Raw genomic sequence first — 24042 nt, forward strand, 5'->3', positions numbered from 1 at the left:
CTTAAATTTTGCAGCTCTTTGAGAGCACTGCGTCTTTTCTGATCCCGTCTTTTACCGCGCTGAGTAAAGAGGAAGGAGTGGTTTCTTGGGTATACAATACGTCAAAATTCGATTTAGTGTATTCTCCCAATTGTGCAGTTCCATTTGTGGAACAGCCTAGAAGTCCTGAGAGTGCTTCTAATTTTTCTCCTTTTCCTTGTGCCATTTCAGCTTCCAAAGAATTGAAATTGAGGGAAACAAATACTTCCTGAACTTTTTCTTTTTGAACCAGTCCGTCGGTAGCACATCCTAAAGTTCCGGTAGTGATCCCAAAAGTTTGGCTGCCCGAAGTGGCGTTTGTGGTAGCTGCTAAAACTTGCTGACCACCTTTGTTTTCTTTAAAAACCAGAGACCCGAATCCGCAACCGGCCACGCCATAGTCTGCGGCGGAGACTGAAATTCCCGAGGACAAGCAGAGTAATCCGACTAATCCTATCGATAGAAGTTCTTTTTTCATAAATGAACCTCTCCTTCCATTTTTTAATAGAAAATAATAAAATTCCTCCAAAAAGAAGATGTCAACCAGAATTAAAGAAAACGAAGCATATGCCTTCGCGATAACGGAAAAGACCTCTCTTTGGAAAGAATTTTCTGCATCGCGGATTGTTTACTCGCAAAATCACGGATAATCGGAAAAATTTTTCGGAGTTTCTGTCCGTATTCTTGGAAAGCTTGGATAAAACTTTTTGGCAGATCTCCAACTTTCATTTAGAATGTTACCTCTGTGGTTTTTTTATTATTTTTCCTTTTTTAAATCTTGACTCGAAACTTCTCAAAAAGATGATCCTCTCTTAAGTTTTACCCTTCGAAAGAAAGTATGACGTTCCCTTCATATGTTTTTGTTTCTTGCCGAAAAATTTTCGGATCCAGATTATCACGCAAAACTAAGCGAAAATAAACAAAAAAGTAATATAGTAACGGAGATAGATTCAATGAGAAAAATCATGTTATTAGCTGCCGCGTTAGTATTGGTTTCCGTAACCAATTGCCTTCCAATCGTTTACGGATCTCTTTATACAAACGTGACCGACAACGCAACCATCTTCAACAGAGACAACTCTCAAAAAGATGGAATCGGTGAAAAATCAGGAGAAGCATGTGCATCTTCTATTTTAGCGCTGATCGCTACCGGTGATGCTGGTATTAAAGCTGCTGCTAAAAAAGGCGGGATCAAAGTGGTTAAATCCATCGATTTCAACAGATCCAACGTTCTTGGATCCGTTTACGTTTCCAACTGTACGATAGCTTACGGAGATTGATCATCTCTTAGTTCGTCTAGAACGAACAAATCTATCGAATTGTTTCCGATTTGGTCCATTTGGATCTTAAAAGGGGAAACGGTTTTTAAAGGTCGTGTAAATTTTAATTTTACGCGGCCTTTTTTCTATTTCCTAAATTTTCTCCCATCGTATTTCCTTCTTAGATGAAATCTATAAATATGATCCGCTGGCGTTCTAAAGTATTCTTATTATTATCTATATTCATTTTTTCTAACTTTTGTAGCGGAAGGGCAGACGGGGACCTAAAGGTTTCCGATTCAACTCCGGAAATGAAAAAAGTTTCCTGTGATACTCCTGCGTATCGTGTCAAAAATCTTTGCGAAGACGAAAAAGCTTACCTGGATTGGGCAAGCAAAGCGTATTCTGATTTGGGCACTTTGGATAAGCTAACCGAGGAAAATCTTTTAAAAGTTTCAGAAGAGACTGAGGATATAGATAAGGGGGCTGCAATTTTTTATCATAGGATTATCAACGATCCAAAGAATAAAAAGTTTTTAGAATATTTAGATAAAAAGGAGAAGGAATTCTCCGAAAAACGTCCCGACTTTTCTTCCAGAAAGATCGTGCTTGTTATGGTGCCTGGAATGTTTTATGCGGACAATCCGAGTGTAGGAGCTGATGGGGCGTCTATTCGTAAGATGGTGGCAACTGTCGGAATACGTTCCGATCTGATCCCAATCGGGCAGGTTTCCGATGTACGCGAAAATGCAAAGATCATCTGCGAATACTTAGAAGTTTCAAATCCGGAAGAAACTGTGATCATTGCATCTCCTAGCAAGGGTTCCTCAGATTTTAGAATGGCCATAGAAAGGTGTGGGAACGAACCCTATTTTAAAAAAGTAAAGGGTTGGTATAGTATTGGCGGGATTTTAAAAGGTTCTAGAATGATAGAAGGTATCCTGAATGATTTCTGGGTTAAATTGGAAGTCAGAAGTTATTTTTTCTTCAAGGGTTACGATTGGGATGGGTTTTTATCCATTCGAAAAGGGCAAGACGCTCCGTTGGATAAAGATTGGAAACTTCCTCCTGGGATCAAGATGATCAATTTGGTGGGAGTTCCGTTATTTAGACATGTTACGGAAAGAGCCCGTCCATATTATAATTTTTTAATGAATTTTGGTCCAAATGACGGGATCATTCTTTTGTCGGATTCCATTCATCCAGGAAGCCTGGTTTATCCTTCTTTTCGGAACGATCATTATTTTACTAGACCGATGCCTCCGGAAAGGATCCTTGCTATGATAGAATATCTTTTGGATCCTAAGGCTCCGGCGCTTTAATTTACGGTTTGTAAGAATATAGATCGGATTCGAACTGATCTATCACTGCCTGGTAGGCTTCCGTTTCGGAAGGATAGGAATAGTTTAACCAGAGAACCGGCAATGTAAGTATCCAAACGAATGCTTTTCGGGTAATTTCGTATTCGAATGTTTTTTTTGCCACATTGTCCTTATATACAGTAAATGTAATGTTTGCTCCGTCTTTTCCGCTATAGGATGGAAGAATGGTGAAAGTTGCATAGGATAAATACAAAAAGATCATCGCAGTCAGAGATGGATCTTTTTGTGAAGACTTCATATCTATATAATATCCTTTTTCAGGCGGATAATTTTCTATCTCTTTCCAACCTTTTTCGGTTAGAGCTTTTCTGACCTCGGATTCGCTTCTGCTTAAACCCGGAAATCTGCTGATCAAAAAATGGATGCGGTTTTTGTCTTTTCGATCCGATTCTAATTCCTTCCAGCCTCTTTTTAAGAATTCTTTTCTTCTTTCATGAGGATTCCAATCCTTAGGATTTTCTATACTGAAATAGATCATTCCGTTGGAAGGATTTTCCTTTTTAGGAAAATCTGTGTAGCCAATGATACAATTCGAGAAGGTGAAAAAGATGGCAGGAATAAAAATAAAAACTCTCATGAAAGTTATGTGTCGTTTTGGTACGAAATTGATTGGAAATTGTACCAACTGAGGAAGCAAGGATTTTTATTAGAGCTATTCCGTTTCTGCGATAGAATAACCTGTTTCCAAATAAAATTGAAAGGTTTTGTCCAAGCTATAAGGTCCCGCATATCTGGAAAGGTCCTTCTCCAGTTCCCCAGCTTTTAGATTTTTGTACATGTCCTTCCATTCTTTGGAAATGATTAGTGCAGATTCTTCCGGTTCTGTTTCCGCAACGGATCTGAGTGCAAATGCCAATACTTCCCAACTGTAGGAAGAATGTTTGAGTAGCACGTTCCATTCTTCTATGCTTGGACTTTTTTTGCTGCGGATGATCTCTTCTAAAAGTTCGGTGCCTAAGATTCCGGAATCCGATCCTATTTGTATATAATATCTTCTTAAAGGAAGTAGATAGTCCTTATCCGGAAAAAGATTTTTTCTGAGAGAAAGTAATAATGCTCTTCTTGCTAATGCTGAGGATTCTATAAATCTTCTTTGGTCCAAATATTCCATACTTAAGATATGATGAAAGATCGGTTCGTCCCTAAAAATATTTGCTCTTTGCAGGAGTCCTTCTTCATATAAATTGGAATCCTTGGATTTATAAGATAAGATACAAAGTCTATGTAGGTTTTTATTTCTTGGGAAGTAGGGCAGGAATCTTTTACATCTTGCGATAGAGTCTTCTATTTTTCCCGCTTTTTGGAAGCTTGATATTTCATCTAATAGAGCTTGTTCTTCCGCTTGGTATGGATTGGAAGATTCTAATTCTTTTAAAGTGGCTTTATAATATTCAATGTCCCCGATCCTGGAAGACCAGAGTAATGCCTTGTATCTGAGATCTCTATTTTCCGGATCCCTGGATAATAATACCCGAGCAGTGTTTAGAGCCTTATCCGGAAATCTGAGTGAATCGTAAAGATCGGTCATTTCTTCCAATAACTTGGTTTGGTCTGGATTTAATCTCAGGCTTGTTTCGTAACTTTTGAGTGCTTCTAATTCTTCTCCCTTTCCTTTTTGGGATTTTCCTAAAATCCAATAGTAACGGAAGTCTCTCGGTTCTCCTGTCTCGTCAGCGATCTGTAATTTTTCTAACGCTTGTTGGTATCTGCCTCTTGCGGCTTCTTCGGCAGCCTGCTGGATCAGCTCTTCCCAAGAAAAGGTTGAACTCAAGCCCAGGACCGATTTTATAGTGCAAATAACTAGAAAGAACCAAATGGAAAGTGTACGTCTCATATTAGCTTTGGCAAACACAGGTCCCATCTTTTTAAACCATCGGAAATTTTAAAAAAAAACAAGAGGTTTCCCTGAATGAATTCGGTTACCATTATTCTGGCTTTTGCCTTCCTGGCTATTTTGACCGCCGTAGTATACGCACTGAAGGTCACCAGGATCCAAATCGGAACTGAGGGCGGAAAGGATAACGAATCCAAGAAATTGATCGAAATTTCTTCCGCAATCTCCGAAGGCGCTATGGCCTTTCTCGTGAGAGAATACAAGACCATTTCTCTCTTCATCGCCTTTATGGCAGTTCTGATCTTCTTCCTTTTGGACAATCCGGAGACCCCGGATTTTAACGACGGATTGTTTACTGCGATCGCTTTCGTAGCAGGGGCTTTGATTTCCTGCCTTTCCGGTTTTATCGGGATGAAGATCGCAACTGCAGGAAACGTTCGTACCGCTCAGGCTGCTAAAACTTCCATGTCCAAGGCTTTCAGAGTCGCTTTCGATTCAGGAGCGGTAATGGGATTTGGTCTGGTCGGACTTGCAGTTTTGGGTATGATCGGGCTTTTTCTTCTTTATACTCATTTATTCCAAAACGTAGGAACTCTCTACCTAATGGAAGCTCTGGCAGGTTTTGGTCTGGGTGGTTCTGCTGTGGCTCTTTTCGGAAGAGTGGGCGGGGGAATTTACACCAAGGCTGCCGACGTTGGGGCCGACTTGGTTGGTAAGGTAGAGAAGGGAATCCCTGAGGATGATCCTCGAAACCCTGCTACTATTGCAGATAACGTTGGAGATAACGTTGGTGACGTTGCCGGTATGGGTGCTGACCTTTTCGGTTCCTGTGCTGAAGCTACTTGCGCCGCTCTTGTGATCGGTGCGACTGCAACCGCTCTTTCCGGAAATACTGACGCTCTTTTATATCCACTTTTGATCTCCGCTTTCGGGATCCCTGCCTCTCTTTTGACTTCCTTCATCGCTTCCGTGAAAGAAGGAGGAAATGTGGAGAAGGTACTAAAGATCCAACTTTGGGTCTCTACGCTGCTCGTAGGCGCGGTTATGTATTTCGTAACTGATAAATACATGGTGGATTCTTTCGAGATCGCTGGCAAAACGATCGGCAAATGGAATGTTTACATTTCCTTGATTGTTGGTCTATTCTCCGGAATGTTCATCGGTCTTATCACAGAATACTATACTTCTCATTCTTATAAACCTGTAAGAGAAGTGGTCGAAGCTTCCAAAACTGGAGCTGCTACGAACATTATCTACGGACTCGCATTAGGTTACCAAAGTTCTGTGGTTCCGGTCATCCTACTCGTGATTACTATCGTTACTGCGAATATTTTGGCGGGAATGTATGGGATTGCAATCGCTGCTCTTGGAATGATCTCCACGATCGCGATCGGTTTGACCATCGACGCTTACGGTCCGGTTTCGGATAACGCAGGTGGGATCGCTGAGATGGCGGAACTCGGAAAAGAAGTTCGTAATCGTACAGATACTTTAGATGCGGCCGGTAATACTACTGCCGCTATCGGAAAAGGTTTTGCGATCGGTTCTGCCGCTTTAACTTCCTTGGCGCTGTTTGCCGCATTCATCACCAGAACTAAAACTACCGGTCTGGACATCCTGAACGCAGAAGTTTTCGGTGGATTACTTTTCGGAGCAATGCTTCCGTTCGTCTTTACTGCTATGACCATGAAATCAGTAGGTAAAGCTGCTGTTGACATGGTGGAAGAAGTTAGAAAACAATTCCGCGAGATCCCAGGGATCATGGAAGGAAAAGCGAAGCCAGATTATAAAAGATGTGTGGATATTTCCACCACTGCAGCTTTAAGAGAAATGATCCTTCCTGGACTTTTAGTTCTTTTAACTCCGATCTTAGTAGGTTACTTATTCGGAATTAAATCTTTAGCAGGTGTTTTAGCTGGAGCATTGGTAGCAGGTGTGGTTCTTGCAATCTCTTCTGCAAACTCCGGTGGTGGCTGGGACAACGCTAAAAAATATATCGAAAAAGCAGCCGGTGGAAAAGGTTCCGACCAACACAAGGCAGCAGTTGTGGGAGATACCGTGGGAGATCCTTTAAAAGATACTTCCGGTCCTTCTATCAATATTTTGATCAAGTTGATGGCGATTACTAGTTTAGTGTTTGCAGAATTCTTCGTACAACATGGCGGTTTATTGCTTCGCGTGTTCCAATAAGAATTTTCTAAAATTCTGATATAGAAAAGGGATCCGAATGGGTCCCTTTTCTATTTGAGAGTGCGGAGTTCACGGAGAACACAGAGAGTTTATTCCCTATGTTGGAACTCCAACATAGATTTGAAGAGGATGATTTTGTTGACAAATGTTGGATTTTGTGATATGGAGAATGTTCTCTCCCACGAGCCACTCCCCCCAATCCCAATGCAGGGTGGGGGTATCTTTGTTCTATGTAGGAATTCCTACAAGGATTTCCTAAATCTTACATAGAACGGATCAAATCCCATCTTCTTCCAGAATTCTACTGCCAGCTTATTCTCGGAAATCGCTCTTAATTCGATCGCCTGGATCCCTTTTTCTTTTGCATAACGGAACGTTTCTTGGACGAGAGGTTTCATATAACCTGACTTTCTTTTGCCTTGTTTGGTAATTGCCAGGTCTATGAATAAGTTCATCTCCTCAATGAGATACGGTTTTTCTTCCACTCTTGCGATTAAGAGAGAGACAAGTTCTTCTTTTATGAATCCACCGATAAATAAAACTTTGTCTGTAGCCCTGAGTTTTAAGTAGATATCCACCATTTTGGCGGCGGCCCTAGGACGGATCTTGAATATTCCATCTAAGGGAAGTTTATTCACCATTCTAAAAAATTGATTTACCAATTCAATGGCAGCCTCCCTATTTTGGGGGAGGATCGGTCTTATCTCCAAAAGTTTCTCAGGCATTAAAATAAAACTTTGCAAATGACCGGAGTTTGTGGAGTATTTTTTATAGTGTAGAAGAGAAGTTTCTCTTCTTTTTAGAAATAAATAAAAAAAGAAACGATTCCGGTTGTTACTAATACGAAGGCAAAATGATCTTTCGAGCACTTATAATTCTATCCTTCTTCTCTTTTATCAATTGCGAGAACGGTAAATCGGAATTGCCACCCGCAGTTTTGGGATATATCACTTTGGATTATCTCATTCTAACGGATCCGGATCGTTCTTCCGTTTATTTTTCCACCGTAAGATCCTTGGATCTAGAAGTTGCTTATGAAACGGATGCGGAACCTTTTACCGGAAATTTTACGGTTGGCGGTTCCAGTATTTGGAATGTGACGGATAGTAATATGCAGGATGTTTTTGCGGACAGAGGTTATTCAGTTGCAGTCACTGTTCCGAGCGATCTATCCGAGATGAACGAGATCCCGGACCAAAACAGATCTACTTGGAGTGTGAACCAACTTTTGGATCTGGTACCTAAATACAGAAAGAAATCTTCCGATTTTCAATCTACTAGTTTCTTTATCGTGTATGTAAGAGGACAGTTGGCGGATGCGCCTGGTGTGATCGCAGTTACAATTTCTGGAGTTTTAGGAATTGGACCTCCGGTAATCTTTGTATTCAAAGATATGATAGATCAGTTTGATTCTATCGTTTCACCTGATAAGGCAGCAAAAGCGGAGCAGATGACTCTGACCCATGAGCTTGGACATGCACTTGGGCTCGTGAACGCTGGGATCCCGTTATATTCTTCTCACCAGGATACAGAACATGGAAACCATTGTTCTAATGAAACCTGCGGAATGTTCTGGGCCTTAAGCGACACCAAGGTCGAAACTTTCAGCCCAGCAAGTCCTTTGATCTTCGGACAGGAATGTAGGGACGATATTCGAAACTACAATCCTTGATTAAAGTATCTTGTCCGCAAAGTAAGATTTCAAAGAATCTATAGAGATCCTTTCTTGGGACATGCTGTCCCTTTCTCTCACTGTAACGGAATTGTCCTTTAAAGAATCGTAATCTACTGTGATACAATATGGAGTTCCGATCTCATCCTGTCTGCGGTATCTTTTTCCGATAGCGCCGCCTTCATCGTATTCTAAATTCCCTAAAGAAGATAGGTTTGTATAGATGGATTTTGCAAGTTCAGGAAGACCGTCTTTTTTCATAAGAGGAAAAATTCCGATCTTCACAGGAGCTACCTGAGGAGCGAAACGAAGAACCGTTCTTGTTTCTCCATCAGGTAGTTTTTCTTCTGCGTAAGCGTCTGAAACAACAGCTAAGAACAAACGATTTAAGCCGAGTGCAGGCTCTACCACGTAAGGTACATACTTTTTATTAGCTGCCTGGTCTTGGTATTTCAGATCTTCTCCGGAGAATTTTTCATGTTGAGAAAGATCGTAGTCAGTTCTGGAAGCGATCCCCCAAAGTTCTCCCCATCCGAATCCATATTTGTATTCGATATCGGAAGTAGCTTCGCTATAGAAGGAAAGTTCTTCCTTTTCATGTTCTCTGATCTTTAGATTTTCTTTTTTTAGACCCACATGATCGGTTAAGAAGGTAAGGCAATAGTTTACCCAATGAGTGAACCATTCTTTTTGGGTTCCAGGCTCGCAGAAGAATTCCATCTCCATTTGTTCGAATTCACGAGTGCGGAATACGAACTGTCTGGCCATGATCTCATTACGGAATGATTTACCGATCTGGGCGATACCGAATGGGATCTTGTTTCTAGTCGTGGAGATAACGTTCTTAAAATTGATAAAAATACCTTGGGCAGTTTCCGGACGAAGATAAATATCCTGTGAATCTTCTGCGGAAGCTCCATGAGAAGTTTTGAACATCAGGTTGAAGTCCCTTGCTTCCGTGAATGTTCCTCTGTTCCCGCAGTTTGGACAGGCAAAATTTCCCGCCTTGATGACTTCGTTCATTTTTTCCAGGGTTAACCCGGTGGCGGCACCTTCTCCTTTTTGGTCTTCCAAAAATTTGTCCGCTCTGATCCTGGTCTTACAATTTTTACAATCGATAAGTGGATCGTTAAAATTCGAAACGTGTCCGGATGCTTCCCATACTTTTGGATTGAGAAGGATAGAAGAATCCAGTCCGACTACGTCTTCTCTCAAGTGGACAAAATGTTTCCACCAGAGTCTTTTTAAGTTATGGAGAAGTTCGGCTCCGTAAGGGCCATAGTCGAAGGTATTGGAAAGTCCTCCGTAAATTTCGGATCCGGGATAAACAAATCCTCTTCTTTTACAAACGGATACAATATCCTTGAGAGAGGAATCTAGGGTTTCTTTTTTCTCCATAGGTCCAAGGATTCTCGAATAGGATTCATGATAAAGTATTAAATTCGTAGGAATTCCTTCAATTCTTGTTTGCTTCCGGAACAAGCCAGGGTCCAATGGACAAGGATATTCGGAATGAAAAGAGAAGTTTCGCAGAAGGATAAACTCGTCTTTTGGGGGATCAATTTTCTCTCTTGGACCTCTCCTATTTCTATGATAGGTTTCGGGATTTTTTTTCCTCTGGGAGTTATCTTCCTATTTCCGAAAGAAGACCGGGTCCTCAGGCCTGCATTCCATTCCGTTTTTCTGCAAGTGGTCCTCGGGCTGTTTTTATTTTCTCTAGAACTTCTATTCTTAATTTTTCCAAAAGCGGAAGAGATTTTTTCAGCGTTCATTCTACTTAATTCTGAAGATCCAAGCGCATTCGGTTTTACTGTTCTAACGCTCATGTTCTTCTTGGGTCTGGCTGTCTTTTTTCTACAGGCAAAACATGTTAGAGAAAGATTAAAACCGGAAGATCCAAAACCTCTCATCTTAAATCCTGTCCTGGTCTTTTTGACAGTATTCTGCTTAATACTATTCACTCATTATCTAACGTACTCAGATACATTCCGAGCTAAGATGGCAACGTTCGCAGTCTTCTCCGAAAGTGTTTGGATCTTCTTTTTTACTGCGATCGGGCTTGCAGAACTTCTTTCCGGCAAAAGACCGTTCTTCTTATTTCGTAGACCTTGGGCTTGGTTTGTAAGACAGACCAAAGATTCTCACGCATCGGAAGAAGGAGATCTATCTTCTTCTGCCAGAAAACGTAAGAACGCGAAAGTAAGAGATATCATCTTAGCAGGTTGGGGGCATATCTACACTGGCCGTTTGTGGAGGGGATTTCCGATCCTGTTTGTATATCTGCTCGGACTATTATTATTTGCCACATTCTTCTTTTCTTGGTGGGAGCCCGCATTGGGGATCCGCTTTTTGGCAAGCTTAGGATTAAAGCCTGGAATCTCCGACAAAAAGTTTTTTGAAGTGGCCTCTTCTATTTGGGTCTGGTCGGCGATCTTAACTACATTAATTTTGATTAATGTGTTTTCCGGATGGTTGCTTCGTAGAACTTTTCATTCAAAAACTCCGCTATTGGGTCTCAGCCCTGGCTTCGAGAACAATCTTGGATTGAGCGTTTTGGTTCACTTGATAGTGATCTGTCTCATTCTACTCATGCCAACCACGATCGCTTTCCAAAAAGAGAGCAAATCTAGACCTACGGATCATTATACACCTGAGAATCATGCTGAATTTTATTTTATAGATCCGAATCTTCCGGACGAGGTGAAAGGACTGAACGGTGGTGTTATCACCGGAACGGATACACCTAATAGTACTCAAGGTGAAAAAATCCCTGAGGAAAAACCTTCGGACGAGGGAAGGGTAAAGGGAGAAGTCAAAAAAATCAAAGGTAAAAAACTTCCTCCTACTTATTCCAATTATATCTCCGCTAAAATGAGAACCTTCGAATCCTTTATGGATTATTGGAGAAGCGCTCCTCGAAATTATTCCTGCGTTGTAGCTTATACAATTACTCCGGACGGAGAAGTTGTGGATGTGGAACTTGTGCAAAGTTCCACTTATCCGGATCAGGACCAGAGAACTCTAGAGCTAATCGAGAATTTATCTCCAATGATGCCTCCTCCTGGGACCAAAGGGTATATTCGAGTCACGGAACTTTTCTGGAACGGGCCATTGGATGCTAAGGCGATGCCAACTCCTTTACAACAAGAACTTGTGAATATGTTCGACGGCCGTTATATGGAGGAATTATGAGTTTAGAAGTAATTCTTCTTGCGATCGGAAGTATTTTACCTTGGGGATTTTATCTCATCTACACCCAGCCCAACTCCGGGAGAGAAAAACGTTTCTTTTTTATAATATTCTTTGCGTTACTTTTAGGTTGGATCTCGACAGAGTTAGTGCTTCGCGCAAGCGCTTGGATCTGGCCTGAAACTGAGATCAAGGCGAAGGTAGCAAAATCAATTCTTTCTCAGACAGCATTTCTCGCATTTGTGAAAGCTGGAATGATGGAAGAATTATGTAAATCCGTCCTGATCGTATCCTTATCCCTTATCTTGGCTTACGATTGGAAGAAAAAGGAATTCCTTCCGGAAACATTTTTAGTGGGTGGATTTATCGCATTAGGTTTTGCCGGAATAGAAAATTATCATTATATTCTCACCGCAAAAGAAGACGATAGGATCCATACTTTTATTCTAAGAACATTAAAATCTTCGAATGCACATTTGCTCATCAATCTTTGTTTTGCACTTTGCCTGATCAAAAGTAATAAAAGACAATTCCCTGACAAGTATTGGTATATTCTTTCCGGATTCTTGCTCGCAGTGGTCCAGCATGGACTATTCGACTTTTTTGTGATCCCTGTGGGAAGATTCGGACATTGGGCGGCTACAGCGCTATTCGTTGGGATCTGGGTTTGGATCGTGAAAGATAGAAGATTGTATATGAAAGTAGAAGAAATACAAAAAGAACGACCTCCCAGGGAAGAAATTCCTCAATCGGTTCCAGAGATAATCCGTTGAAATACAAAGAAATTAGAGTTTCCATTCCGAAAGATTTTGCGGAAGAGTTTTCCGCGTACTTGGACGAATGGCAAGTAGCAGGATATTACGAGATCCTATTCGATAGAGAAGAACCCAGAAAACCTGAAGAAGAGATTATCTCTGACAATACTCCGATAAGAGTGTATTTGGCAGAAGAAGACGTTCAGTCCGAGGCCAAAATTTGGATCTATTTACAAACTGTTGCTCCAGAAGATTCCTTTGCGGAATCTAGATGGATAGAAACGAAAGAATACGAAGAAGCTTATAAAGAATTTTATAAACCGTTTTCTGTGGGAGTTTTCTGGGTGGTGCCCACTTGGGAAAAAGAAGATTGGGAAAATAATAAGAGGTCGGAAGAGAAGGGTTCTGTTCCGGTTTATATTAATCCAGGACTTGCTTTTGGAACGGGACATCATGAAACCACTCGTTTGGTTTTATCCAGGCTCGGTTCTATAGATCTTAAAGGGAAAACGGTCGCAGATATTGGTGCGGGTTCTGGGATCTTGTCCGTGGCAGTCGCAAGATTAGAAGCATCTAAAATTATCGCAGTGGATATAGATCCGAATGCAGTACGTTCTTCCGCATTCAATCGAGACGAGAATGGTATCTCGGACCAAGTTTTAGTTGTGGAAGAAGGTGGATTTGATCATCCTAAGATCCGTTCCGAAAAATTCGATCTATGCGTGGCGAATATCACATTCGCTGTTTTAAAGGCAAATATGGAAAAGATTGCAAGTCTTCATACGGATCATTTTTTATTTAGCGGTGTTATCACTGAAAGGAAAGACGAATTCCTGGAGTTATTAGCTTCCCAAGTAGGAGGTAAATCCGTATATGAAACCTCCTGGAACGGATGGGAACTGATAGAATGGACTCGCAAAGTCCTATAACGTTTTATTAATACTTAATATCGGAGAAAAAATGAGACATTACGACGTATTCGGAATAGGGAACGCGCTTGTGGATATTCTGATCCCTACCGAAGATTCTTTTTTACAAAAAATGGGTTGGAACAAGGGAATCATGACCTTGGTGGACGCAGAAGTGCAGGGTGGGGTCCTTACCGCCTTGGACGGACATAAAAAGGAATTAAGATCAGGTGGAAGTGCTGCAAATACGATGATTGCACTCGCAAATTCAGGCGGCACAGGGACTTATACAGGAAAAGTAAGCGAGGACACTTACGGAGAATTTTACAAACTGGATATGGAAAAGGCTGGGATCTTATTTGAAGTTCCTCCTTCCAAAGATGGACATACCGGAACCTGTGTGATACTTACAACTCCCGATGCGGAAAGGACCATGCTCACTCACTTGGGAATTTCTTCCACATTGACCAAGCAGGATTTGGACTTGGAAAGACTAAAAGTTTCTTCTTATAGTTATTTAGAAGGGTATCTTTGGGATGGACCTTCTACCAAAGAGGCCTGTCTTCTTGCCATGGAAGAATCCAAAAAAGCAGGAGTAAAAGTCGCATTTACTTTCAGCGATCCATTCTGCGTAAACCGTTCTAGAGAAGATTTTTTAAAACTTACTAAAGAGTATTGTGATTTAGTTTTTTGTAATGCAGAAGAGGCGAAAGCCTTGGCAGTCACCGAATCCAAAGAGGATGCCCTAAAATTTATATCTTCACTTTGTAAGAATGTGATGATGACCGACGGCTCTAACGGAGCGTTCGTTTCGGTAAACGGAACTATCAGTCACATAGGAGGATTCCCGGCTCAGCATTTATTGGATACTACAGGAGCAGGGGATTGTTTTGCTGCAGGAGTGCTGTATGGACTCACTCACGGATTTTCTCCTGAGAATGCAGCAAGATGGGGGAACTACGTCGCCTCCAGGATCGTTCAAGAGATAGGACCTAGACTTTCTGTCAGACTTATGGGAAGACAGGAAGAAATACTCGGAAAAGTTTAAGGACAAGAATAAGACAAAGAGATCGTGCTCATATTTCCGTTCTCCGGAACGGAAAATGTGAGAGGAGTTCCTACGATCGTATCCGGAAAACCATCCACATAAGAAGTGTCCGAAAGACAATATAGTTTATGAGTCCCGGGGTTGATGTACTTCAACTTTACCGTTCCGCTTCTTGCAGGTGTTGCTGCTATCGGAAGTTTTGTGAGGATATTCGTTTCATTCTCTCTGAAAACCGCAAAGTAATGAGTCAGGTTCCCAGAACCGCCCGTGATCGCTAAAGAAGAAGCACCACTCGGATAGATCGTTCTGGATCTGGTCAGGATCCCTCCACCTATATCGGATTGGCCTGCATGTTTCGTTTTCCAATCGCTGATAGAGATCAAAGTTGCTGCAGTACTTCCGTCGGCGGACTTGATGGAGTGAACCATTAAGTTTTCCTTAAGGTTCATTCTTACTTCGAAAATATAAGGTTCGAATCCAGGTTTAAAATCCATGTCCGCTTCTCCTGCTTGTGCGGAATAGAGAAGTGGGAATACGAGAGGGTAACCTGATTTATCGGTGGCTCCGGCAGGATAAGCGAGCCTTGGGACTATATTAAATCCATAAACGCCATAGTTATCAAAGAAGGTTACTTTGGTCAGATCCACTCCGGGAGAATTTCCCCAACCAGTTACTAGGGAACGGATATAAGTTCCGGTATAATAGTATTGGCTCGCGAGCCCGGAAGCAGTTCCTGAAGTAGGATCGTTAGAAGGATATTCAGCTCCTTCTCCGTTTAAGAACTGGATCATTTTGAATTCACCGTTCAGCGATCGGCATGTGTTTGCGTTTAATGTGTAAGGTTGTGTACAATACACTTCTCTGTTCGGGGCAATATTGTCCCAGAAAGCTTTTGCTGCTGCCACTGTTCTGATCTGAGAAAGATTGTTTAAACCGTCTTGGTATTTGGAAGAAATTCGGATCTCACCTATATCGATATAAATGGGAAGATTCGCCATCTTAGGAAGAGCGGATAGATCGAAAGTAGGATCTCCGGAAGGATCTTGGTAAACATCCCCGGTCCCATTATTGTATTCTGAAAATTCCAAAGGACTGTCTGTTGCATAAGTTCCTTTCACAAGAAGTAACATTCTACTATTGAAAAGGGTACTAATTACGGGATTATCAGTGGCGTTTCCTTCCCAATGTCCTACCTTACAATCGGAAACGAATGCCAGCAAAAAGGAAGAAAGACATAGAAAACGATTCGCTTTGGACATCATAAGAATACGCTCACCATTAAACCGAAATGGAAAAATTCGGTATCCACTTTATTGTAATAATATGGGTTATTTAACCTGGGATCCACTGTAGGACCTACATAAGGATACTTAGTTTCCGCAGGTGCATTTAAATCTGATTCATAAATTTTATTATAATCCAGTCGGATCCCGATCCGGATCTTCTTTCCTGCCACGAAACTCGCCTCAAATCCTGCGTATAAGGTATCGTCCCAGCGAGAAGTGTTTGCGGGTCTCGCAACAACGTAGGTTTCTCCGAATCCTGCCTTGACCATAAATGTGATTGGAAGTTCGAAAGGGAGTTTATAACAAAGTGCGCTATATACTGGGATCGTGGTAAGAGCTCTTTCCGATCTGGATAAGTAGTTTGAGTAAGAAGCCCCAACTTCCACATAAAAAATCCAAGGCCAAGGTACTCTGTAGAAGAATCCACCACCAAGGGTAGTGTCCAAATATTTCTGGGCTTCGGAACCGGGAAATGGGTTAGAAGCTCCTACCCAGGCACCGATTTCCGGTTTTCGATTATCGTAGAATGTAGGGAGTTCCTCTTCTAATTCTTCGTCATCAGTGCTCTCTTTTTTATCGGAGCGAGTAAGTCCGGAAGAAGGTAGATTCCCGCCTGCTTGTGCCAGGATCAATTCTCCATTCTTAAAACTGTTCCCAATCTTATTAAAGTCCATGGGAGGAGCAACAGGGTTTCCTCCCAGATATTTTACCGTCTTATTATCCAGTTGGTCCGGATAAGAGAAGGCTTGCGCCCAAGGGAAAAGTAAAAATGCGATCGGAAGGAGTTTTTTCATCTGGGAACCCCGCCGAATTCTTTCCGGTTTTGGTACATACGATCTATCTCAGGAAAAGAATCGTAGTACGCTTTTAGAAAATACAATCCGTAAGGGGGGAGAGTGATCCCTGCTATGGTTCTATCTTTGGAAGAAAGTATTTTCAATATATTCGTCTCTTTGCGCTTCTCTATCGCTATTTCAAAAAGTGTTCCGGTCAGGATCCGGACCATATTATGGAGGAAACCGTTTGCCTTGATCCGTAAACGAAGAAGTCCGGGCTCTTCTTCACTTTCTATTAGGCTCGCATCATAAATGACCCGAGTAGTTGTCCTACGGTTCCGCATCGAAGTGGCTTTTGCCAAGCTCCGAAAGTCATGTTCGCCCTTTAGTAGTTCCAGTTCTTCTCTTAAGCGGGAAACGTCAATCCGATGTTGGTACCAAAATGCCCTGTTTTTCCAAACAGGCCTTGGGAACCTTGCGTTCACTAAAAGGTATTCGTATTCTCTTGCAGTACAAGAAAACTGAGAATTAAAATTCAGAGGAACTTCTATCATCTCATGAATTGCCAGACCCCGGTCGGTGAGTGCATTCATTCCAAGTAGGAACTTCGACAGGTTTGGAATAGGAGAATCCGTCTTAAAATTTACGATCATTCCCCTGGCATGGACACCTGTATCTGTTCTACCTGCTCCCCAGATCCGAGTCTGTTTTTTCAGAAGGATTTCCAGTGCCTTCTCTATTTCTTCCTGAACAGTGGGGGATTGTTTCTGGCTTTGGTATCCGAAAAAACATCCACCATCAAATTCAATCAGCAGGGCATAGTTTCTAGGATCTTCGGTCATAGTTTGGAGAGGAAGCAGAATGAAACAAATAGGAGGAAGAAAAGAGAAACGTCTCTTATTTTTCTCCGCCCATTTCCTCTATGATCTTATTGTATTCGTCATAGAGTTCCTTGGCCATATCGATGATGACGGAAGGTTTGGACTTGGACGCCTTACCCGAACCGTACAATCTGGAAAGAGTTCTTTTCGCACGGATAAGAAGGTTCAGTTTAGAAGCAGCATCGGATGCTAGCTCTTCCTTGAACTTCATAGTGAGATAAGCGGAAAGATAAATGACTCCGTCAAATCCCCAGTTTTTGTCCGTATCTGGTCCGAGTAGATAGGAGGCAGCATCCACTGGTTCGGAACCTGACTGCATGATCTCCATTGTATCTGTGTACCAGCCTGCGGCTTTTTGGTAGAGAAGGTCCCGGATCTTATCGTAACCCATGCCTGGAAACTCGGTGTTTACATCGTCGTAATACCAGGCGCCTCTAACTGCGCAGACCGCTTTTTTAGGCGTAGGAGCTACTGTGACTTTTCTGGACTGGTAACATTCTATCGCTAAAAGATAAGATGCGGCACCTAAGATCAAATTTCTTTCTTGGTAAAAATCAGTAGGTCCCATGATGGACTCAATATTTTTGCGTCTTACCTCAGCGGATTCTCTCAGTTTAGCGAGCTCATCCGCATCCAGGCTGGACCAGTCCTTGGGAAATGCAGTATAAAGACAACGAGGACAAACGTTTAAAACGTAATCGTTCGGGGAAACCCTACCGAATTTTTTGTTTTTTTCGTATAAGCGACGTAATTCCTGGGTGAGCTTGCCTGCGATTAGCCTTCCCCCACCTTGGAACATGCTTTCCCTTTGGTGGACCTCGCTACAGATAGGGCAGACCGTATCTTCCTTGTTCCGAAAAGAGATTTTTTTGCCTTGGGCTAATGCAGTTGCTGTCATACGAAGAATTTCTGGAAAAATCGAGCTGGAAGCGTCAATTCTCACCGTATTCTAACCGATAGACTAAGAAGAAAAGCACGATTTTCGGGTTGAACCCGATCTCCGCAGGGAGAAGCTAAGGAAAAGGTCCGCCAATGAAAAAACTTCTCGTTTTCATGATCGCGATGTTAGTCGCCCCAGTTCTATTACACGGCGAAGCCGTTTCTATGAAATCGTATAAGAAGCGGATAGAGCTCTTAACTTATTTGAGAGAGATAGAGCCTGTCGTAAAAAATTATCCGGGAGAGGTAAAATCCTCCGGAACCGGTCAAACCCAGGCAGATGGGGAGAGGCTCGCGAAGTATAAAGAACTAAAAAGATTGTACCAAGAAGGTCTTCTGTATTTCTTCGAAGGGAATTACGTAAATTCTTATCGTAGATTTTTGGAATCTCAACTTGGAATGGAACTTCTTCTTGAAGAACTTTCCCAAGCGTATGTGGAAAGAACAGAAGAGATCCTGAAAACAGCGATCGAAAAGAAAAATCCGAACAATCCTACAGATAGAGCTCTTGTGGATATTTCCGTGGAATACGGAAAAACAAGTTATATCCGTGCGGACATCAAGGAGAATAGAGAAGCTCCTTATACCCGCAGGATGTACAATCCGAGAGAATTCCATTACGTGGTTAATAAATACACCATCGAAAAAAATATGGAGTTAGGTTATCAATTCTTGGGAGAAGCCAAGGAAGCTAGAAATAACGCACTTAAGATAGAAAAACATTTGGAGAAACACCAAAAACTCCAGCCTGAGCATAGAAAACATCGTATCGAAATGTATTTGGGATCGATCAATCTTTGCAGGGACGCAAGAGCCAATGCGATGAATATTTTCAAACTCAAGTATCCTTACGATAACTACTATCTGCAAAGATCCGACGCTAAGTCTGAAGAGACTCGTAATGAGATCGGAGAGATCACTCCTGGAGAAGTTGTTTCTGTAGAGGGAGTCACTTACGACTTCTCTACCAACCCTCTGGTACGTGCAGATAATAGAATGAGCCCTGTATTCGACAAAAGAATTCCGGACGATTATCGTAGAGACGCAGTGGATATTTTAGGTAGAGTTTATGACGACGAGATCGACAACAAACTGTATCTTCGTTGGGATGCAGACACTCGCAAAAAACTTCTGGGTGATAAAATCCCGCCTGGAGCACAGAAGAGAAAACAAGCTGCAACTGCAACCCAGCCTAATAAATAAGATCTTTCCATTCTTCTGAAAAAATGAAAAGGCCTGTTTCCAAAAGGGGACAGGCTTTTTTATTTCTGCAAAGTCCATTCTACTTGAAACGAACATTGTAAGTTATGATCCAAAGAGACTTATTCCATTCGTGTTTCTCCCTTTGACATTTGTTAAGAATTTGCTTTCCTTGTTCAGACTGGTACTAAAGCATAGTTCGCATGAATCCACTTAAGTTTATGGAAAGCCGTTTGGGTAGGTTTTCCCCGAAGTATCGCAAACTGGTATTACGTACCTATGTCGTAACATTAAGATTGGTACTTACGGTAGCGTTTCCATCTATGATCTCGGGGATTTTTTATGCGGTCATAGGCAAAAGGGAAAAACAATATTCTTCTTTCTTAAAAGGTTCTAAAACTTGGGGAACTGCAGTGATCAAGATGACCAAAACGGATCTGGTCTTAAAAAACGAAATTCAGATCCCGGAAAAAGGTCATATGATCTTCTTGAATCATGTAAACGAGATCGATTTTCCTTACGACTGTCTGATCGTAAACAAACCGTATCTGGCAAACCAAGTGATTAAAAAAACATTAATCGCTTATTGGTGGATGAAGGCAATGGGTTCTCAGGTTTTCGAAACTTCCAAGGCAGCTACGATTGCAGTTTCTGTTCGCAATTTATTAAAAGGACTTTCTACTACTTCTTATATAGTATACCCGGAAGGTCATAATTCTTATTCTGAAATTATCCAGCCAATGCAAAAGGGGATGGTTAAACTCGCTTATGAGAATAAGATCCCTGTTGTGGTAGTACTTAAATCCGGGATCACCACTTACCAAACGGAACCTATGTTTGCTAAAGTCGGTTACAAATTTATCGGAAGATACGAACCCTGGACTCACGCGAATTGGGAGAGTTTTAGGGATTTCTTATACGAAACCATGAGCAAGGAAAAAATCGCATTGGATTCCGAGATCGGAACAGTGCGGGAACCTGTCTCTTCTAAATCCAAGTGATCAAAAGACTACTTATCGCAAACAGGGGGGAGATCTCTCTCCGAATTCAAAAGACCTGCAAAAGATTGGGTATTGAGACCGTAGCCGTATATTCGGATGCGGACAAGGATGCACCTTTCGTAAAAGCGGCGGACTTTTCCTTTTATCTGGGAGAGTCCGAGCCTTCGAAATCATATTTAGTAATTTCTAATATACTAAAAGCAATCTCCGAAACCGGAGCGGATGCGGTTCATCCAGGTTATGGGTTCTTATCCGAGAAGGCTGAATTTGCAAGAGAACTTTCCAAAGCAGGGATTTCCTTTTTAGGACCTAAGCCTGAAACCGTAGACCTAATGGGAGATAAGATCAGATCTCGCGCAGCCATGGAGAAAGCAGGGGTTCCTGTCGTTCCGGGATACGAGGGAGAATCTCAAGAACATTCTGTTTTATTAAAAGAAGCGGAGAGGATCGGATTTCCGATCATGATCAAGGCAAGCGCAGGCGGCGGTGGAAAAGGAATGAAACGTGTCTTTTCCAAAGAAGAATTTTTGCCTGCTTTAGAATCCGCCCAGAGAGAGGCTGGGAACGCTTTCGGCGATTCTAGAGTCTTTTTAGAAAAGTATATTATAAATCCTAGACATATAGAAGTCCAGGTATTCGGGGATTCATCCGGAAAAGTGATCCATCTATTCGAAAGAGAATGTTCTATCCAGAGAAGACACCAGAAAGTAGTGGAGGAATCTCCCGCACCTAATTTGCCTTCTGAACTGAAACAAAAAATTTGCGAAGTAGCTGTTAAAGCCGCTTCTTCCATCGGTTATCTGGGGGCAGGAACGGTTGAATTTATTTTGGGAGAAGATGGAGCATTCTACTTTTTGGAAATGAATACAAGGCTACAGGTAGAACATCCTGTTACTGAATCCGTAACCGGTTTCGATCTGGTAGAATGGCAGATCCGAATCGCAGAGGGTGTGGGTATCGAAAAACTCACAGGAGGAAAATCTCCTTCTCAGAGTGGACATGCGATCGAAGTCAGATTGTACGCAGAAGATCCGGAGAATGAGTTCCTACCTTCTATCGGAAAGATAGAACTCGCCAAATTTCCGGAAATCCAGAATCTAAGAGTGGATTCAGGAGTAGTCACAGGCTCCGAAGTTTCTCTCTATTACGATCCAATGCTAGCTAAGGTGATCGGGATCGGAAAAACCAGAGAAGAAGCCCGCAAAAATCTGATCGCCGGACTCGAAGAAACGATCGTATTCGGGCCGATCACAAATCTGAATTATCTGAAAGCGATTCTGGAACATTCGGAATTCGTAAAGGGAAACACAGATACTCATTTTTTAGAAAAACATAAAGTAGTTTGGGAAGAATCCGGAGAAGAAAAAGAAGCAGTCCTCATGAGCGCTTCTTTTCTTGCAAACCGTACAGTGAAAACTTCCTCCGTATGGGATGCCGTCGGGCCGAACGGAGTTTGGGGAGAAATATCTTGAACCGTTTGTTTCGACTTCAATGGAAAGAAAAAGAATACGTATTGGATCTGGGAGATTCTTCCTCCAGACTTTTCGGTCCTGAAAAAAAATGGGAGTCCCTTCTTACACATTATTCCTGGAGCCGAGAGGAAGACGGTTCTTATTCTTTGCCTGATGGAAGTGTCGCATTACTTAGGAGCGGAAAACTTTTTATCCATACAAAGGGAAAAACATTTCAGTTCGCGATCAAAGGCAGAGAAACTTCGGATGCTCAGACCGCTTCTTTAGAGATCAAAAGCCCTATGCCAGGAAAGATCATCAAGGTAGAAGTGAAGCCAGGTGATTCCGTTCGAAAAGGACAAACGCTTGCGGTGGTAGAAGCGATGAAGATGGAACATGCATTGAAGGCTGGAGCAGATGCTAAGGTCCAAGACGTACTCACTCAACCGGGTGATATCGTTTCCCAAGACCAATTGCTGATCAAATTAGGCGAATAATAAATTTCCATAATCTATATTACTGAAATGTTTTCTGATACTGAAACATTTCAGTACTGTTAAAAATTAAATTCTTATTTCGAACGATTGATAGAATAATTTTAGAATACGGTTCGTTTCAAATCCCTGACCCTACTTCAAAAGAAAAGGTTCCCGGAATAAATTTGACATTGGCTTAGACGCTATTATACATTGCGAATTCTATAAAAAAATTCAGGTTACTGATGAAGCATTTCCTCGTTCGCATAGGCTTGATCGCTATATTGGCCTTCGTTTATACACAAAATATCTCCGCGGATCCTGGGCTCTTGGATGGTTGTGAAAAACCTCCGGAAAGAACAGATCTACCTTTCTATATCAGTCCTAAAAGACAGCTTTGTAAAAAGGATCTAGAAAAGAAGAAGGAAGGTTGGTTCCCTACTGGACTTCCTCTTTTAAATTCGGATCCGAATACCGGAATTGGATACGGAATTCGTGTATTCGCATATAATAATGGAAAGAAAGAAGATCCGTTTTTCGAATATACTCCTTATAAATTCAGGATTTACGCTCAGTATTTCAATACCACAAAACATCGTCAGTATCAGGATATTGCTTTTGATGCTCCTTATGTATTTGGAACACAATGGCGTTTGAGAGGAGAAGGTGTTTACGATGCCAATCCGAATACGTTATTCTTCGGTTTAGGAGAATCTTCTCTCCAAACCTTAAGTTATACAGAGAGGAACCAAGACGGAGGCCAAGTTTTTACTAACGCAACTTTTGCGGACCAACAAAGAAACCTAGCTTATACTCGACCTGGTGGTCCTGGAGATCCAGTCGATGTTAACGGTTCCGTGTATAACGGATTCCCTGCGCAGAATGGATTTAGAGTAACAAACTCCCAATACAACCGATACAATTTGATCTCTCCTACTGCAATGTTGAGCGGAGAAAGATCCTACGTGGGAGGAACTGTCCGACTTGTTGCCGGGATTCGTATGTCCCAAAACATAGTGAAGTCATTTGATGGAACGATTGCAAATGCAAGCGATCCTCTCTTAGGCGATTCTCCTTATAGTGCAGGTGGAAGAGCAATTAGCGGTACTACTAAAATTACCGAAGATTATAACTCGGGAAAGATCTTAGGATACCATGGCGGTATGGTAAACACTCTCCGCTTAGGGGTAGTGTACGATACTAGAGACTTAGAGCCGGATCCAAACCAAGGTGTGTTCTTAGAGGCGACCTACGAAAGATCCGCTAAAACTTTCGGATCTAATTTCGATTATTCCAAATATTTCACGCAGGCAAAATTCTTCTGGAGCCCATTCCCAAGAGTTTTCGACAAATTGGTTCTTGCGGGACGAGGTGGTTTCTCTGTCACGGAAGGTGATGCTCCATTCTTCGAATATAGAAATATGTGGGGAACAGAAGGTGTGATCTCTGGTCTTGGTGGACGTACTACATTAAGAGGTTATAAACAAGACCGATTCGTGGGACGTGCAATGGGTTGGGGTAATATAGAGCTTCGTTGGAAATTCGCTTCTCTCTCCGTTGCGGGACAACACTTTGCATTCAATTTCGTTCCCTTCTTAGACTTCGGACGGATTTGGGACGATGAGCATAAGGTCGGAACCAAGGATTATAAATATTCCCGAGGTATTGGGCTCAGGATCGCTTGGAACCAAACTACGATTATCATGTTCGATTATGCAGTTTCGAAAGAAGACAAGCAGTTGTTCGTAAACTTTAACCATGCGTTTTAAGGACAAAG

At 41.9% G+C, this 24042-nt stretch carries 22 protein-coding genes; 13 read left to right on the plus strand and 9 right to left on the minus strand.

The features are described 5' to 3' along the window. Window position 1: 1 nt before the first annotated feature. Window positions 2-496 (minus strand): DUF3015 family protein, encoded by a 495-nt coding sequence (locus LPTSP_RS00985; RefSeq protein WP_108926987.1) that lies wholly within the window; start codon window positions 494-496, stop codon window positions 2-4. A 475-nt stretch (window positions 497-971) separates the two neighbouring features. On the opposite strand from LPTSP_RS00985, the gene LPTSP_RS00995 reads away from it, so the two are divergent. Next, window positions 972-1298: a TRL domain-containing protein gene (locus LPTSP_RS00995; RefSeq protein ID WP_108927009.1), complete on the plus strand. Its 327-nt coding sequence runs from the start codon at window positions 972-974 to the stop codon at window positions 1296-1298. A 179-nt stretch (window positions 1299-1477) separates the two neighbouring features. Next, a complete protein-coding gene (locus LPTSP_RS01000; RefSeq protein ID WP_108926989.1) occupies window positions 1478-2599 on the plus strand; it encodes a hypothetical protein in 1122 nt (373 codons plus the stop codon). A gap of 1 nt (window position 2600) precedes the next feature. Here the strand turns inward: LPTSP_RS01000 and LPTSP_RS01005 are convergent, their stop codons facing one another. Together LPTSP_RS01005 and LPTSP_RS01010 are read right to left on the minus strand one after the other, a co-directional pair. Then, window positions 2601-3236, minus strand: a complete 636-nt coding sequence (locus LPTSP_RS01005; protein ID WP_108926990.1) for an LIC12231 family lipoprotein — start codon at window positions 3234-3236, stop codon at window positions 2601-2603. Between the two features lie 75 nt (window positions 3237-3311). Beyond that, a complete protein-coding gene (locus tag LPTSP_RS01010; protein WP_108927010.1) occupies window positions 3312-4493 on the minus strand; it encodes a hypothetical protein in 1182 nt (393 codons plus the stop codon). Window positions 4494-4568: 75 nt separating this feature from the next. On the opposite strand from LPTSP_RS01010, the gene LPTSP_RS01015 reads away from it, so the two are divergent. Next, complete coding sequence (locus LPTSP_RS01015) at window positions 4569-6683, plus strand: sodium-translocating pyrophosphatase (RefSeq protein WP_108926991.1); 2115 nt, start codon at window positions 4569-4571, stop codon at window positions 6681-6683. Between the two features lie 242 nt (window positions 6684-6925). On the opposite strand, the gene LPTSP_RS01020 is transcribed toward LPTSP_RS01015, so the two are convergent. Then, a complete protein-coding gene (locus tag LPTSP_RS01020; protein WP_167396396.1) occupies window positions 6926-7408 on the minus strand; it encodes a GNAT family N-acetyltransferase in 483 nt (160 codons plus the stop codon). 128 nt (window positions 7409-7536) lie between these two features. Between LPTSP_RS01020 and LPTSP_RS01025 the strand changes: the two genes are divergently transcribed. Further along, complete coding sequence (locus LPTSP_RS01025; protein ID WP_108926993.1) at window positions 7537-8355, plus strand: hypothetical protein; 819 nt, start codon at window positions 7537-7539, stop codon at window positions 8353-8355. On the opposite strand, the gene LPTSP_RS01030 is transcribed toward LPTSP_RS01025, so the two are convergent. Continuing rightward, window positions 8356-9753: a glycine--tRNA ligase gene (locus LPTSP_RS01030; protein ID WP_108927011.1), complete on the minus strand. Its 1398-nt coding sequence runs from the start codon at window positions 9751-9753 to the stop codon at window positions 8356-8358. It abuts the gene before it with no gap. A gap of 114 nt (window positions 9754-9867) precedes the next feature. Between LPTSP_RS01030 and LPTSP_RS01035 the strand changes: the two genes are divergently transcribed. Genes LPTSP_RS01035 through LPTSP_RS01050 form a run of 4 tightly spaced genes read left to right on the plus strand, consistent with a single transcriptional unit; the run spans window position 9868 to window position 14255 of the window. Continuing rightward, window positions 9868-11547, plus strand: a complete 1680-nt coding sequence (locus tag LPTSP_RS01035; RefSeq protein ID WP_108927012.1) for a TonB family protein — start codon at window positions 9868-9870, stop codon at window positions 11545-11547. Beyond that, the gene (locus LPTSP_RS01040; protein WP_108926994.1) at window positions 11544-12317 is read left to right on the plus strand and encodes a PrsW family glutamic-type intramembrane protease; all 774 of its coding nucleotides are present in this window, start codon (window positions 11544-11546) and stop codon (window positions 12315-12317) included. Before LPTSP_RS01035 ends, LPTSP_RS01040 begins: the two co-directional genes overlap by 4 nt. Continuing rightward, complete coding sequence (locus LPTSP_RS01045) at window positions 12314-13228, plus strand: 50S ribosomal protein L11 methyltransferase (RefSeq protein ID WP_108926995.1); 915 nt, start codon at window positions 12314-12316, stop codon at window positions 13226-13228. Before LPTSP_RS01040 ends, LPTSP_RS01045 begins: the two co-directional genes overlap by 4 nt. A 31-nt stretch (window positions 13229-13259) precedes the next feature. After that, window positions 13260-14255, plus strand: a complete 996-nt coding sequence (locus LPTSP_RS01050; RefSeq protein WP_108926996.1) for an adenosine kinase — start codon at window positions 13260-13262, stop codon at window positions 14253-14255. Here LPTSP_RS01050 and LPTSP_RS01055 read toward each other — a convergent pair. Genes LPTSP_RS01055 through LPTSP_RS01070 form a run of 4 tightly spaced genes read right to left on the minus strand, consistent with a single transcriptional unit; the run spans window position 14252 to window position 18096 of the window. Then, the gene (locus tag LPTSP_RS01055; RefSeq protein ID WP_108926997.1) at window positions 14252-15517 is read right to left on the minus strand and encodes an LIC11270 family surface protein; all 1266 of its coding nucleotides are present in this window, start codon (window positions 15515-15517) and stop codon (window positions 14252-14254) included. The two genes, LPTSP_RS01050 and LPTSP_RS01055, sit on opposite strands and share 4 nt — an antisense overlap. Continuing rightward, window positions 15514-16335, minus strand: coding sequence for a hypothetical protein (locus LPTSP_RS01060; protein ID WP_108926998.1), 822 nt, complete (start codon window positions 16333-16335; stop codon window positions 15514-15516). The genes LPTSP_RS01055 and LPTSP_RS01060 overlap by 4 nt, the downstream gene beginning before the upstream one ends. After that, window positions 16332-17159 (minus strand): tRNA pseudouridine(38-40) synthase TruA, encoded by an 828-nt coding sequence (gene truA, locus LPTSP_RS01065; RefSeq protein WP_108926999.1) that lies wholly within the window; start codon window positions 17157-17159, stop codon window positions 16332-16334. The genes LPTSP_RS01060 and truA overlap by 4 nt, the downstream gene beginning before the upstream one ends. A gap of 55 nt (window positions 17160-17214) precedes the next feature. Beyond that, a complete protein-coding gene (locus LPTSP_RS01070; RefSeq protein ID WP_108927000.1) occupies window positions 17215-18096 on the minus strand; it encodes a DUF2225 domain-containing protein in 882 nt (293 codons plus the stop codon). Between the two features lie 134 nt (window positions 18097-18230). On the opposite strand from LPTSP_RS01070, the gene LPTSP_RS01075 reads away from it, so the two are divergent. The 5 genes from LPTSP_RS01075 to omp85 all read left to right on the plus strand — a co-directional run bounded on the left by LPTSP_RS01075 (window position 18231) and on the right by omp85 (window position 24034). Next, on the plus strand, window positions 18231-19340 hold the full coding sequence (locus LPTSP_RS01075; RefSeq protein WP_108927001.1) for an LIC11274 family protein: 1110 nt from the start codon (window positions 18231-18233) through the stop codon (window positions 19338-19340). Between the two features lie 200 nt (window positions 19341-19540). Further along, complete coding sequence (locus LPTSP_RS01080; RefSeq protein ID WP_108927002.1) at window positions 19541-20338, plus strand: lysophospholipid acyltransferase family protein; 798 nt, start codon at window positions 19541-19543, stop codon at window positions 20336-20338. After that, window positions 20335-21810, plus strand: a complete 1476-nt coding sequence (locus LPTSP_RS01085) for an acetyl-CoA carboxylase biotin carboxylase subunit (RefSeq protein ID WP_108927003.1) — start codon at window positions 20335-20337, stop codon at window positions 21808-21810. The genes LPTSP_RS01080 and LPTSP_RS01085 overlap by 4 nt, the downstream gene beginning before the upstream one ends. Beyond that, window positions 21792-22286, plus strand: coding sequence for an acyl-CoA carboxylase biotin carboxyl carrier protein subunit (locus tag LPTSP_RS01090; RefSeq protein ID WP_245915436.1), 495 nt, complete (start codon window positions 21792-21794; stop codon window positions 22284-22286). Before LPTSP_RS01085 ends, LPTSP_RS01090 begins: the two co-directional genes overlap by 19 nt. 224 nt (window positions 22287-22510) lie before the next feature. Continuing rightward, window positions 22511-24034 (plus strand): Omp85 family outer membrane protein, encoded by a 1524-nt coding sequence (gene omp85 / locus LPTSP_RS01095; protein ID WP_108927004.1) that lies wholly within the window; start codon window positions 22511-22513, stop codon window positions 24032-24034. The last annotated feature ends 8 nt before the right edge of the window (window positions 24035-24042 follow it).

It is taken from the genome of Leptospira johnsonii, from assembly GCF_003112675.1.
Taxonomy (GTDB): Bacteria; Spirochaetota; Leptospiria; order Leptospirales; family Leptospiraceae; genus Leptospira_B; species Leptospira_B johnsonii.